The sequence below is a fragment of the Bacillus sp. ISL-39 genome (assembly GCF_018613295.1).
GTDB lineage: Bacteria > Bacillota > Bacilli > Bacillales > Cytobacillaceae > Mesobacillus.
The window spans coordinates 34,601-47,793 of the sequence record NZ_JAGGQM010000012.1; the positions used below are offsets into that span (position 1 = coordinate 34,601).

Genomic DNA, 13,193 nt, shown 5'->3' on the forward strand with positions numbered 1-13,193 from the left:
TCAGTCCGAGTGAATTATGTACATACATATAATCGTTCTTTGCCGAATTTTCATCCGAAGGCAAGACCAGCCTCTCCCAACATACCAACATCGGAATCGCGCTAATTATAGTTCAATCTGTTTAATCACCCTGGCCGGATTGCCGCCAACCACTACATTGTCTGGTACATCCTTTGTCACGACTGCTCCTGATGCAATCACGACATTGTCGCCCACTGTGACTCCAGGGTTAATGATGGCACTTCCGCCAATCCAGACATTGTTTCGAAACGTGATCGGCTTTGCGTATTCCCGGCCGGAATTCCGGTCATCTGGATGCAGCGGATGTGTGGCTGTATAGATTTGAACGCCGGGTGCGAGCATACAATTGTCACCAAAGCGTACTTCACAAACATCCAGGATTGTACAATCAAAATTGGCAAAAAAGTTCTCTCCGACATGGGTATTATAGCCATAATCAAAGCGTATATCAGGCTCCATCACGACTGTTTCTCCTGTTGAACCAAGTAATTCTTTTAGTAATTTCGTCCGCTTTTCGCCTTCCGTTTCTAAAGTTGAATTATAGATTCTCACTTTTCTTCTTGCTTCCTCACGCTCTTTTGCCAGTACTGGGTCTGCAGGGTTGTACATCTCCCCTGCCAGCATCTTTTCTTTTTCTGTTTTCACTTTGATTACCTGCTTTCTTATGTGCCCTGTTCCGGATTAGTTCCTCGTTTTTTATAACTTCATGATTACTTTTTTTACTATAGCCGCTGTCATTCCATATCGAAACTATATCGTTTACTGACAGGCTCATTCAAGAACTGCTTACAATCAATAATATACCTATTTAAGTTACCGATTTGAAGGCTAAGGCCTCAAAAAGCGCACTTCTGCAAAGTGCGCTTCTCAAAATAGTTTGCGTTAATTAGAAACTGGATAATATTCACCGGTCGCTGGATTGGCAATATAAGCATGGACAGGTATTGACTTAGGAATTAAGGGGTGACCTTCAATTATATCTTTATTCTTCTTAAGGACATCCTCGATATTTTGTGATCCTATTAACCAGTTGATTACATCATGATCCACTGCATCAATATAGTTAATTGCATTGATTATATCTGCTGATGTCCCAGCCGCCTTGATCTTCTCCAGCATCTCATCTTTATTTGGTTTCCCTTCTTGACTTCCTGTTTCACCAATCAGATAGATTTCTTCTACATTTTCATTATATATCGCCAGAATAATATTCCGCATCAGGCAGCCGTAGGGCTGGGAAATAACCGCTCCGAAACTGTTAAGGATCATCAAATCCTTCTCACTTTTATTCGTTATAGCTGGAAGCAAAGGATAAATGCCGTGATTGAAACCAGTGATGATCATTGTTTTTTTCGTCGCTGAAATCGTTAAAGTTGCCATGAATTTCTCTCCTTTATTGTATCCATTTAGCCATTTCATAATAGGCAGGTATTCCAATTATTAAGTTAAAGGGAAAAGTGAGTCCCAAAGATAAACCCAGATAGATAGATGGATTAGCTTCTGGGACAGAGGTTTTCAGAGCCGCGGGTGCTGCAATGTATGAGGCACTTCCGGCTAAAACTCCCATTAATGTGACTCCTCCTAAAGATAAGCCAACCAAGTGTCCTACCAGCACCCCTAAACTGCCAAATAACAGGGGAGTAAACAAACCGAATATCAGCAGTTTCAGACCGTGCTTTTTCACCTCCGGCAGGCGCTGTCCAGCAATCAATCCCATATTTAGAAGGAAAAGAATCAATACACTGCTGTATAAATCCATGAATAATGGTTTAACCATAGGGACTGCATTTTCACCAAGTGCCCAGCCTATCAACAAACTGCCAACAAGAAGCAAGATGCTTTTTCCGAAAATACTTTCCCTTAATACTTCTTTATCTATTAAGTTTGCCGATGCAGGAATTATTCCTAGATTCCGGGTAGAATACATCGCTAAATCTTTCTTGTTCTCGGCTATTTTCAGCAGCAGTAAAGACACTAAAATTGCCGGGCTTTCCATTAAAACAACCAATGCATTCATAAACCCTTCGTAGGATGTACCGCTCTTTTCAAGGAACGCGATAGCCGCCCCATAAGTAACTATACTAATCGACCCATAGGTGGCAGCCAGCCCTATGGAATTTTTCAGATCCATTTTTATTACTCTCATGAAAAGCAGCGTAATAATAGGGATAATTATTCCTAAAAATAATGCCCCCATCATTGGTGCCAGCACAGATTCAATCGAGTAATGCGAAAGCTCAATTCCTCCTTTAATGCCAATCGCAATTAATAAGTAAATGCTCAAGCCCTCACTTAAACCATTGGGAAACTTTAGATCAGATTTAACGACTGCCGCAATAATGCCTAACACAAAAAACAAAACAACAGGTGACAATAAATTTTGAAGTATGATTTCGTTCATTCAACTTCCTCCCTTTTATTTTTTCATCATGGATGTTTCGATAGCTGCTGACTTTCGATCATGGGATCGCACTTATAAGGACTTTTTACAGAGACTTCTAAAAACGAGGATTTCATTGATTGAGAGGGCAGCAATGTTTGACGAAAAGAGCCCATAAAAAAACCGACAATTCCAGAATTCAAGCGGCAAAACCACTGAACTGAATTGTCGGTTTATCTTCAACTGGCCCAATGGCTATTAAAGATCTCCCTTTATTGAATTTTTATCACATAAAATCTTTCTCAAGATCGTGATTCAATTTAAATACCCTTACCCTTTCTCCAGTACGAGAACTAATATCTGTATGAAAGCTTCTCACTTCTCCGCCACTGATTGTAAAGATGATGTCCTTAAGACTCTCCAATCCTGATTCCACTAGCTCCGCACGAGTCTTTTTGATCGTAAGCATTCCCTCTTTTGTTTCACACACGGAATATTCAGCCGGCGTCAACACACCCTGCAAGTTGACAATGATCATGTCCCGCAGTATGTCTGTTTTAACAGATACAGAGCCGCGCCCCAGATAATCCTTTTCCCACTGAGTAATAGCCTTGCTGATATCAGATTCAATGGAACCCTTCGACTTTTTCATATACGTTTTCCCCCTAAACAAAAAATCGATGCATTCCTTAAGCAACTCTCTAATAAGGAATACATCGATTTACTTATTTTCAACTTTATTATTTTTAATAAAATGCTTTTTCATTCAGCCAAATAGATATTTAACCGGCATGCTAAAGCTTATTTGTGTAAATAAAGTTAATCAAAATCTCTCGATTCGTTTATGAAATTAACGAAATGTTACCATATATCTCATAAAATATCAACAGGATATTATTGAAATTGATTCGGCAAGAAGATGCCAGCCCTACTACATGGCCTCTCCTAATCTACCACTATATAAGTGGCTTTCACAGGTCCGTGCACGCCGACGATCAAGTTCATTTCGATGTCGGCGCTGTTACTTGGGCCAGTGATGAAGCTGACGTATGACGGGACGTCTTCGCCGCTGGTCTGGGTCTGATTGATGTGTCTGGCAGCCTGTGTCATTCGCGGCACGAGGGTGCTCTTTGGAATGATGGCAATGAAAGTCCGCGGCAGCAGGCTAATCGAACGGCCATTATCTTTCGTATTGAACGATGTCACGGTGCCAGACTCCGCAAGTGTGATGTCGCTGAATACGATGCCAGCATCGGCTCGTTCCGCGATCTTTTGATTTTCCTTGCCAAGCGCGGCATCCCACACATGGACATCCAACTGGCCGCCCTGCTCTTCAAAAAACTTCGTGATTCCATACTCCTCATGACGCGCATCTTTGGACGTAACAATCGCTTTCCCTTCATAGGCCTGAAGCGTTTCGTTCAGCACCCTGGTCAGCCCGGCACGATCGGTCCGTTTAAAAGTAGTGTGGATGACCTTGCAATGCTTTTCAAGGACATCGACCAATTCATCCTGGCTCATGCCTTTGAACACTTCATCCTGAGGTGTAACGCTCCATTGCGGCCGCTTCACTCCTTCTGCCCGCCGCTCCCGGCCGAGCCTGGACGCCAGTTTATCTAAAAAGGCTTCTCTATTTTGGATGCTCATTTGGATTCACCATCCTTCTGTCTTTGCTTGAACCATGAACGGAACGATTGTCCCTGTGGTGCGTAAAAATCACGTACTTCTGTCCAGGCTTTCAATGGTCCCGGACCATTTTCAATCATTCCGTCTTTTGTCCATGGCCCAAGAGCCGGTTTGGCCATTTTCGCACTCATATTATAAATCGACGGGTTAGATGCCCACGCCGCAAAACCTTTCATCATCAACTTTTCAGCCGTCGGGGCTTTCTTTTCTTTTTCGACAATGATCTGGCGGTGGCGGATCAGATGCTCATGCAATGGAATTTTAACAGGACAGGCTTCCGTACAGGCCGCACACAAGGTTGAAGCATAGGGAAGCTCTTTATGATCGTCATAACCTTCCAGCAATGGAGTGATGACCGCACCGATTGGACCTGGATAAATCGAGTTATACGCATGTCCGCCGATATGGCGGTAAACCGGACAGGCATTGATACAAGCCGCACAGCGAATGCAATGCAATGCCGACTGAAACTCAGTTCCTAGGATCTTGGAGCGGCCGTTATCCACAACAACCAGGTGGAATTCCTCTGGACCATCAACCTCTTCATCAAGCCGTGCCCCGGTGAGCGCGGTAATATAGCTCGTCAGTTTCTGGCCAACCGCCGCGCGCGTCAAGAGGCTGACAAGGACCTCCATCTCTTCCCAGGTCGGCACGATTCGCTCCATGCCCATCACCGTAATCACGGTATCTGGAAGAGCTGTCACCATTTCGGCGTTCCCTTCATTCGTGACCAATGTGATCGACCCTGACTCCGCGATTGCAAAGTTGCAGCCTGTCACACCTACATCCGCCGATAAAAAGTCCTGACGCAGCTGCTCACGGGCAAAGGCGGCCAGTTCTTCCGGCGTATCTGATCCGGTATAGCCTTTTTTCTTCGCGAAAGTCTCGCGGATCTGCTGCTTATTTTTATGCAGTGCAGGGGTCACGATATGGGATGGGGGGTCTTCATCCAATTGCAGGATCCATTCGCCAAGATCGGATTCAACCACTTCAGCGCCGACTTCCTCAAGCGCCTGATTCAAGCCGATTTCCTCGGTGACCATCGATTTCGCTTTGACGACTTTTTTCGCCTGTTTCTTTTGAATGATGCTTTTCACATACTGATTGGCTTCTTCCGCTGTCTCGGCAAAAAATACATGTCCCCCGCGTCTGGATACTTGCTCACTCAATTGCTGCAGATAGTAATCGAGGTTTTCCAGCGTATGAGTACGGATTTCTTCCCCCAAATTGCGCCAGTCCTCCCAATTTCCAAGTTCCTCAGCCTGCGTGATCCGTCCAGTCCGGAATCTTCCCTGCGCGGAGGAAACAGCCTGCCGCATAAAATCATCTTTGATCCCTTTTTGGATTCTCTCTTTATAAGGAACCTCACCAATTTTGATGCTCATCTCTTTTCCCTCCGTTCCTTAGTGAGTATTTAATATTTCCGTGATGTGAATGATTTTTACTTTTTTACCTTCACGCTCCAGGCGGCCGCCAATATTCATCAGGCATCCCATATCTGCGCCAACCAAAAATTCCGCTTGAGTCTCGGATACGTGGCGGGATTTTTCACTCACCATCTCCTGCGAGATCACCGGGTTTTTCACGGCAAACGTTCCGCCAAAACCGCAGCAATCCTCTTCCCATGGCAAGTCGACCAGTTCAACACCCTTTACATTGCCCAGCAAGACTTTCGGCTGTTCTTTTACCCCAAGCAGGCGTTTCATATGGCAGGAGGAATGGAAGGTCACTCTTCCTTTAAAAGTCGAGCCCAAATCGGTAATACCCATTACATCTACAAGGAACTCGGTAATTTCATAGCATTTAGCCGCAAAGACTTTCGCTTCTTCTTCCCACTGAGGGTCGCCGGCAAAGATATGCGGATATTCCTTCAGCATGCTCACGCAGGAGCCTGATGGCCCAACAACATATTCGGAATGACGAAAAGCCTTCATCATTTGCCTCATCGCAGCTTTCGCCTCTTCCAGATACCCGCTGTTGTAGGCAGGCTGTCCACAGCATGTCTGTTCCATCGGGTAATCGACTTCACATCCAATTCTCTCAAGGATCTCAAGTGTATTTTTCGCTACATCCGCAAAAAGAATATCGCTCAGACACGTACTAAATAAGGATACTTTCATGTTTTTCCACCTCTGGTAAAAGTCAGCCGACGACTGCGCTAATTACTCAATGTACTTGAATAACCGGTCCTGAACATTCTGTAAATGCTTATGCATGGCCTGGCGCGCTTCGTCTGGCTGTCGATTTTTTATTGCTTCAAAAATCCGTCGATGCTCGGATTGCAAGTCATCAACAATGTTGTCAGAATACAGGAGCACCTTCCGGGTTTCCTGAATGGTTTGTGAATTCAGCGCCGAGACGCTGCTCATCAGATTGATCAACAACTTATTATGTGTTGCATTGGCAATCGCAACGTGGAAATCAAGATCCGCTGTCGAAGCAAGCTCCTCATTTCCATCGGCATGCTCCATCACGATCAAAGCTTTTTCTATCGCCAGCAAGTCTTCCTCCTGGTGCACAGCAGCTGCATGAGCCGCAGTGCCGCTTTCGAGAATCTTTCGGACCTCATACAGTTCCTTCACGTCTTCAAGCTTCATCAAGAAAGCGCTGGTGACGGGCAATTGGAATTTCGACGGGTCAAAGGTGTTTACAAACGTCCCTTCGCCCTGGCGCATTGTCACCAGCCCCATAGTCCTTAAACCACTTAATGCTTCCCGGATCGTGGAACTCCCGACGTCAAAGCTTTTCGCCAGCTTTTCAACAGAATCTAATTTATCACCGGGTTTTAACTCACCCGTTTTAATCAACTCAATAATTGAATCTGCAACTTGTTCATACACCTTTTTCACTTTCACTCGTTTATATGGCATGTCGTTCATCTCCCATCTATTCCTTATTATACAGAGAATTTAGTTCTCCGAAAGAACGTGGGACCTTTTGGATACTTAGGACTGTTTCCGTATTAATTTTTGCTTTTCGTCCACGTAAACTGACCAGCAACAAAGTTTACGAAAAAAGCCTTACTTATAGCAGATTTAAAAAGATAAATCCAGAAACTCCAGCAAGGATTCCATAAAGAATTGCAGGCGCCAGTGTTTTACGGATAATTTCTCCTTCTTTGCCGGATACTCCAACAACCGCACTTGCAGCAACAACGTTATGCACACAAATCATGTTGCCTGCAGCTGCCCCAATGAGCTGGACGGCCAGCACGATGTTGGACTCGAGACCGACGGCATCCGCGACATTGAATTGGATTGGCGAAAACGTCAGCGTCGAAACCGTTGCACTTCCAGTAATGAACGCTCCTAACTCACCAAGGAATGGTGCGACGAAAATCCATACAGAACCCAGCGAGCCAGCAAAGGATTCCGCAATATACTGCGGCATACTGACTAGTTCATTTAGATTCATCTCCGAGTTAACAAATACTTGAACCATGGAGAGCGTCGCAATCAAGGCGATTGATGTCATTTTCATCGTGGATAACGACTCTTTCGAAGCATTGGTAAAGGTCTGGTACGATTTTCGCTGGAATAAGAACGCTAAAACTGCCGCAACAGTAAGGATGGTGCCTGGAGAATATAAGAATTCCCAGGCTGAGGTCACGCCCTCAACCCCTAAGATATTTCTCCAGGTAAAGTCGATCGCTGTCCTCGTGAAATCTTTTAGCGCAGGCACAATTCGTGTCAACAGCAATAACAGAACGACGACAACATATGGCGACCAGGCTGTCACAATACCCATCTTTGACTTTTCAGTCGAAACAACAAAATCTTTCCGCATCGCAGCTTTCCATTCAGTCTTCGGAAGCAGGTATCCTTTCTTCGCAGTCACAGTCGCCACTGCCAGGGTGATGAGCGAAGCAAGAATCGAAACAAACTCATGCCCAAAAAGAGTGGCTACCAGTAATGCACTGCCTGTGTAGATAAAGCCAATCATCAGAGTCCATGGAAGCATCGGCAAGGCATCCTTGATACCGCTTCCAAAAAACACTGTTAAAACCACCATTAAAATGAACGGAATGAACGAACCCGCTAATAAATCCAGACTCGTCACCGTAACCGCAATGTCATGGAAAAAAGGCGTATCTGCACCCGGAATATTGCTCAATCCCACTGCCACTGGTGTCCCGACCGCACCAAACATGACCGCGGTACTATCGGCAATCAAGGCAATCGTCGCAGCCGCGATCGGCTGGAACCCTAAAGCCAGCATTAACGGCCCGGTAACCATTGCCGGCGTTCCAAAACCTGCCGCACCTTCGATAAGTGAACCAAATAAAAAGGCAACGATAATGACTTGAACCCGCATGTCACCAGAAATGCTTTGAAACCCCTGGTTAATCCGCACAACCGCTCCTGTATTTCGAAGCGTGTTCAACAACACCAATGCACCAAATAAAATCCAAAGGATAGTCAACGTTTTATGTACCCCCTGAAAAATCGATGCCAATACCACTTGTCCTTCCATCCCCCAAGTAGTAAGCGCTAACAAAATAACGATCAATGAACTCAAGGCCATCCCCTTAGCCGCCGGCATCCGCATGATCACAAGGAATAAAAACGGAGCGATAATCGCACTTAACGCAATCAGCAATAACATCTGTACCCTTCCCCCTAGTTGCTCATATTGAGTTTTTTTCAGTTTCATAGTTTTGTTTGCAAACCCATATGTCATATGGTCATCAGATGACCTCATTATTTTTTCACACTTTTAAAAAGAATTCAATAAGAAAAATCACAAATAGGGGGTTTTGCACATTTTACAGCAGAATGATTGTTGAAGCGGAAAGCAATACAGGTGAGTCGTAACCAACCCTTGGCTCGGCTATCATGTAGGTAAGAGATTCATAAGCGGAGAATTTCCGGCTATTATTCTATAGCACCCTTATGAAGCAGAAATAAGCGGAGATATTCCGGTTAACTGCTATAAATTAGAAAAAATCCAACGATTTGGATCAAATTCAGTTATAAAGCATCAACAAAAAGTAAATAGCAGACCAATTGATCTGCTATCTGCCAAACTATTTATTAATGACGCAACGCCAACTCCGAAGTGTTACGAGCCTGTTCACTAAGGTCGAAACGGTCTGCATTCATGACCTTGACCCATGCCGAGATAAAGTCCCGCACGAACTTCTCTTTGTTATCATCTTGCGCATAAACTTCGGCAATCGCACGCAGCTGTGAGTTTGAACCGAAAACCAGATCGACTCTGGTGGCTGTACGAACAACGTCACCTGTTTTGCGGTCACGCCCTTCATATACTCCGCCATCGGCAGGCTTCCATTCCACTCCCATATCTAGTAGATTCACAAAGAAATCATTCGTCAGTGTTCCGACCGAATCAGTGAATACGCCATGTTTTGTGCCGCCATGATTCGTACCGAGGACGCGCATTCCGCCAATCAATGCCGTCATTTCCGGTGCACTAAGATTTAACAGCTGTGCCTTGTCCAGCAAAAGCTCTTCTGGACTTACACCATACTGCTTTTTCTGATAGTTGCGGAATCCGTCAGCATAAGGCTCCAGCACGGCAAAGCCTTCTGCATCTGTTTGCTCAGCTGTCGCATCCCCACGTCCCGGAGCAAAAGGAACGTTTACATCAAAGCCCGCATTTCGAGCGGCTTTCTCGATCGCAGCACTTCCGCCCAGCACAATCAAGTCGGCAAGACTGACTTCCTGGTCCAGTTGACTTTGAATGTCTTCAAGTACACCGAGCACCTTTGAAAGCTGCTCCGGCTCATTCACTTCCCAATCCTTTTGCGGAGCTAGGCGAACGCGGGCACCATTAGCTCCACCGCGGAAGTCAGAGCCACGGAAGGTACTTGCTGAAGCCCATGCGGTCGTAACCAAATCGCCGATTGTAAGCCCGGAGTCCAGAATCAATTCCTTGATCTTTTCCGCTTCTGCCTCCGTTAATTCATAATCCGCAGCTGGAACAGGATCCTGCCAGACAAAATCTTCTTCCGGGACTTCCGGACCTATATACCTTGATTTAGGACCCATATCACGGTGTAATAATTTGAACCAGGCTTTTGCAAATGAATCCGCAAACTCCTCTGGATTCTGATGGAATCGGCGGGAGATTTTTTCATAGGCCGGGTCATGGCGCAGCGCAATATCGGTGGTAAGCATCATGGTTGGAACTTTTACAGATGAATCTTCTGCATCTGGTGCAAGGTCCTTCTCAGCAGGATCTACAGCCAGCCACTGATAAGCACCTGCCGGACTCTTCGTCAGCCACCATTCGTATCCGAACAATAAATCAAAGTACCCGTTATCCCACTGTGTCGGATTCGCCGTCCAGGCTCCTTCCAGGCCGCTCGTAATCGTATCACGGCCCTTGCCGCTGCCATATGCATTTTTCCAGCCTAAGCCCATTTCTTCTATAGGAGCAGATTCAGGTTCAGGACCAACCTTGGCAGCGTCTCCTGCACCGTGGGCTTTTCCAAAAGTATGGCCCCCAGCAATCAGAGCTACTGTTTCCTCATCGTTCATACCCATCCGCGCAAATGTTTCACGAATATCCCGGGCTGCAGCCAGTGGATCCGGCTTGCCATTCGGTCCTTCAGGATTCACATAGATCAGACCCATTTGCACGGCAGCAAGCGGATTTTCGAGCTCGCGGTCGCCAGTGTACCGTTTATCGCCAAGCCATTCGGACTCAACACCCCAGTAAGTGTCTTCTTCCGGATGCCAAATATCCGGTCTTCCTGCACCAAAGCCGATGGTCGTGCCGCCCATCGACTCAATGGCGACATTGCCTGCCAGCAATATCAAGTCAGCCCAGGAAATCTTGTTTCCATATTTCTGCTTGAGCGGCCATAGCAAACGGCGGGCTTTATCAAGATTACCATTATCAGGCCAGCTATTAAGCGGTGCGAATCGCTGTGAACCAGTTCCGCCGCCGCCCCGTCCATCCCCGATACGATAGGTGCCTGCCGAGTGCCAGGCCATACGGATGAACAATGGCCCATAATGTCCATAGTCAGCCGGCCACCAGTCCTGACTGGTTGTCATGAGCTCGTGTAAGTCCTGCTTAAGAGCGTCATAGTCCAGCTTTTTAAATTCTTCACTATAATTAAAATCTTCTCCCATAGGATTGGATTTTCTGTCATGCTGATGGAGAATATTCAATTGTAACTGGTTTGGCCACCAGTCCCGATTCGTCGTCCCGCTGGTTTTATGACTTGTCGCACCCCCGTGTGTAAACGGGCATTTTCCAACCTTTGCAGTATCCTTGTCCATTTTTCTTCCCCTTTCCGTTCAAGTAAAAATGAATTTAACTTTCACCATTAATAAATATGAAAGGGTCAAGGAATTTAGTATCTATAATTGGAATCTTTTTGATAGGAAGGCAAATGAGGATAGAATGGGGGAAATTAGGGCCGGTGTTAGATGAAATATCGCTAGCCAAAATACACTTCTACACTATTTTCTTTCTTTGCTGTTGCCAAACAGGTTAATTTGGAGTCCCTTCCAGGTTGAAGGGGGATTTTGAGCAAGAAATTCGCTCATTTGGGACACTGGAAAAATTATTCTCTTAATAAATGGAGATAATCTCCCGGACCAAACTCATAATCTCCGGAAAGATAGATATAATTGACCAAAAAACAGCAATAATTAATCCAAAATCGTAAATATTCATGCCGTCTTCCTAATTTTAACAAAAATCCCCTTCGCTCAAGCGGTAGAGGAGGTTGTCTCATAATAAAAATCTGTGATGCTGGTAATTAGCACAAAAAAACGGAACCAGTCTCACCTGATTCCGTAAATGATGTTTATTTTTCCATTCCATCCAGATTCTTCGACGCAAATTGCTCAAGCAATTCACGAACTTCATCCGTTGACTTGGTATTCATTAATTCGTTTCTTAATCCACTCGCCCCGTGGAATCCCTTGACATAGATTTTGAAGAAGCGATGAAGAGCCGTGAACGGGCGCAGCTCTAAATGCGAATATTTATCATGGAGATCCATGTGCAGACTTAAGAGGTCAAGCAATTCCTCACTGCTATGTTCTTTCGGCTCCTTTTCAAAGGCAAATGGATTATGGAAAATGCCGCGACCAATCATTACCCCATCAACACCATACTTATTGGCGAGCTCCAAGCCAGTCTGTCGGTCAGGGATATCACCATTAATTGTCAAAAGGGTATCTGGTGCTACCTCATCACGAAGTTGCTTAATCTCCGGAATCAGTTCCCAATGAGCATCTACTTTGCTCATTTCATCCCTTGTACGCAGATGAATGGAGAGATTGACAATGTCTTGTTCCAATATGTGTTTCAGCCAGCTCTGCCATTCGTCTACTTCCGTGAAACCAAGCCTTGTCTTTACACTTACAGGCAATCCACCTGCTTTTGCTGCCTGGATTAATTCTGCTGCAACGTCCGGACGACGGATCAGGCCGCTTCCCTTCCCGTTCTGCACCACATTGGGCACTGGACAGCCCATATTGATATCCAGACCCTTAAAGCCCATTTCCGCCATACCAATACTCATTTGCCGGAAGTTTTCAGGCTTGTCCCCCCAGATATGGGCTACAATTGGCTGTTCGTCCTCTGTAAAAGTCAAACGCCCGCGGACACTCTTAATCCCATCTGGGTGACAGTAACTCTCACTGTTTGTAAACTCCGTAAAAAATACATCAGGTCTCGCCGCCTCGCTCACTACATGGCGAAAAACAACATCTGTCACTTCTTCCATTGGTGCCAATATAAAAAATGGCCGTGGTAAATCACGCCAGAAATTTTCTTTCATAACCCTTCAATTCCTCTCATCATGGGACACTAGGCCAACCCCTATCCTAAAATTAAAAAGCAGAATGCTCTGCTCCTTTTACACTTATACCATGCTTAAGCACTTTTTATCAATCTGATGGAAATGGTAATTTTAACTTGACATCACTGTATATTCATTAGCATTCCACTATTGAAGGTAAAATAAAGTTTAGCTAAAAAAGATAAACACTGGGATACTTTGAATTTTCACATCAAAAAGACCCCAAAATCGCAAAATTATTCTTGCGAAATCAGGGCCAGACTAAGATGAGTTTATTTTTTTGAGGTTACACGCTCAAAGCATTTTAAAATGAACTTG

The 13,193-nt window shown here is 45.2% G+C and carries 11 protein-coding genes; all 11 read right to left on the reverse strand.

Translation table 11 applies throughout. The features are described from left to right. Positions 1 to 105 precede the first annotated feature (105 nt). Positions 106 to 666, reverse strand: coding sequence for a sugar O-acetyltransferase (locus J7E37_RS11635; protein WP_215024042.1), 561 nt, complete (start codon positions 664 to 666; stop codon positions 106 to 108). 237 nt (positions 667 to 903) lie between these two features. Beyond that, on the reverse strand, positions 904 to 1,401 hold the full coding sequence (locus J7E37_RS11640) for a carbonic anhydrase (protein ID WP_215024044.1): 498 nt from the start codon (positions 1,399 to 1,401) through the stop codon (positions 904 to 906). A 13-nt stretch (positions 1,402 to 1,414) separates the two neighbouring features. Continuing rightward, the gene (locus J7E37_RS11645; protein WP_215024045.1) at positions 1,415 to 2,422 is read right to left on the reverse strand and encodes a sodium-dependent bicarbonate transport family permease; all 1,008 of its coding nucleotides are present in this window, start codon (positions 2,420 to 2,422) and stop codon (positions 1,415 to 1,417) included. Positions 2,423 to 2,687: 265 nt separating this feature from the next. Beyond that, the gene (locus tag J7E37_RS11650; RefSeq protein ID WP_215024047.1) at positions 2,688 to 3,053 is read right to left on the reverse strand and encodes a Na-translocating system protein MpsC family protein; all 366 of its coding nucleotides are present in this window, start codon (positions 3,051 to 3,053) and stop codon (positions 2,688 to 2,690) included. Between the two features lie 293 nt (positions 3,054 to 3,346). Beyond that, on the reverse strand, positions 3,347 to 4,048 hold the full coding sequence (locus J7E37_RS11655) for a LutC/YkgG family protein (RefSeq protein ID WP_215024049.1): 702 nt from the start codon (positions 4,046 to 4,048) through the stop codon (positions 3,347 to 3,349). After that, complete coding sequence (locus J7E37_RS11660; protein ID WP_215024051.1) at positions 4,045 to 5,472, reverse strand: LutB/LldF family L-lactate oxidation iron-sulfur protein; 1,428 nt, start codon at positions 5,470 to 5,472, stop codon at positions 4,045 to 4,047. Before J7E37_RS11660 ends, J7E37_RS11655 begins: the two co-directional genes overlap by 4 nt. A gap of 18 nt (positions 5,473 to 5,490) precedes the next feature. Beyond that, complete coding sequence (locus J7E37_RS11665) at positions 5,491 to 6,207, reverse strand: (Fe-S)-binding protein (RefSeq protein ID WP_215024052.1); 717 nt, start codon at positions 6,205 to 6,207, stop codon at positions 5,491 to 5,493. A gap of 42 nt (positions 6,208 to 6,249) precedes the next feature. Continuing rightward, positions 6,250 to 6,957 (reverse strand): FadR/GntR family transcriptional regulator, encoded by a 708-nt coding sequence (locus J7E37_RS11670; protein WP_215024054.1) that lies wholly within the window; start codon positions 6,955 to 6,957, stop codon positions 6,250 to 6,252. A 154-nt stretch (positions 6,958 to 7,111) separates the two neighbouring features. Then, positions 7,112 to 8,692, reverse strand: a complete 1,581-nt coding sequence (locus J7E37_RS11675; protein ID WP_215024056.1) for an L-lactate permease — start codon at positions 8,690 to 8,692, stop codon at positions 7,112 to 7,114. A gap of 428 nt (positions 8,693 to 9,120) precedes the next feature. After that, positions 9,121 to 11,340 carry a catalase/peroxidase HPI gene (gene katG, locus J7E37_RS11680; RefSeq protein WP_215024058.1) on the reverse strand — a complete coding sequence of 740 codons (2,220 nt, stop codon included), beginning with the start codon at positions 11,338 to 11,340 and terminating at the stop codon, positions 9,121 to 9,123. Positions 11,341 to 11,873: 533 nt separating this feature from the next. Continuing rightward, on the reverse strand, positions 11,874 to 12,854 hold the full coding sequence (locus J7E37_RS11685; protein ID WP_215024060.1) for a tRNA dihydrouridine synthase: 981 nt from the start codon (positions 12,852 to 12,854) through the stop codon (positions 11,874 to 11,876). Positions 12,855 to 13,193 lie beyond the last annotated feature (339 nt).

Excerpts from the sequence above, each read along its gene's own strand:
- J7E37_RS11640 (WP_215024044.1), bottom strand. The coding sequence starts at position 1,401 with ATGGCAACTTTAACGATTTCAGCGACGAAAAAAACAATGATCATCACT.
- J7E37_RS11645 (WP_215024045.1), bottom strand. The coding sequence starts at position 2,422 with ATGAACGAAATCATACTTCAAAATTTATTGTCACCTGTTGTTTTGTTT.
- J7E37_RS11650 (WP_215024047.1), bottom strand. The coding sequence starts at position 3,053 with ATGAAAAAGTCGAAGGGTTCCATTGAATCTGATATCAGCAAGGCTATT.
- J7E37_RS11655 (WP_215024049.1), bottom strand. The coding sequence starts at position 4,048 with ATGAGCATCCAAAATAGAGAAGCCTTTTTAGATAAACTGGCGTCCAGG.
- J7E37_RS11660 (WP_215024051.1), bottom strand. The coding sequence starts at position 5,472 with ATGAGCATCAAAATTGGTGAGGTTCCTTATAAAGAGAGAATCCAAAAA.
- J7E37_RS11665 (WP_215024052.1), bottom strand. The coding sequence starts at position 6,207 with ATGAAAGTATCCTTATTTAGTACGTGTCTGAGCGATATTCTTTTTGCG.
- J7E37_RS11670 (WP_215024054.1), bottom strand. The coding sequence starts at position 6,957 with ATGCCATATAAACGAGTGAAAGTGAAAAAGGTGTATGAACAAGTTGCA.
- J7E37_RS11675 (WP_215024056.1), bottom strand. The coding sequence starts at position 8,692 with ATGTTATTGCTGATTGCGTTAAGTGCGATTATCGCTCCGTTTTTATTC.
- katG (WP_215024058.1), bottom strand. The coding sequence starts at position 11,340 with ATGGACAAGGATACTGCAAAGGTTGGAAAATGCCCGTTTACACACGGG.
- J7E37_RS11685 (WP_215024060.1), bottom strand. The coding sequence starts at position 12,854 with ATGAAAGAAAATTTCTGGCGTGATTTACCACGGCCATTTTTTATATTG.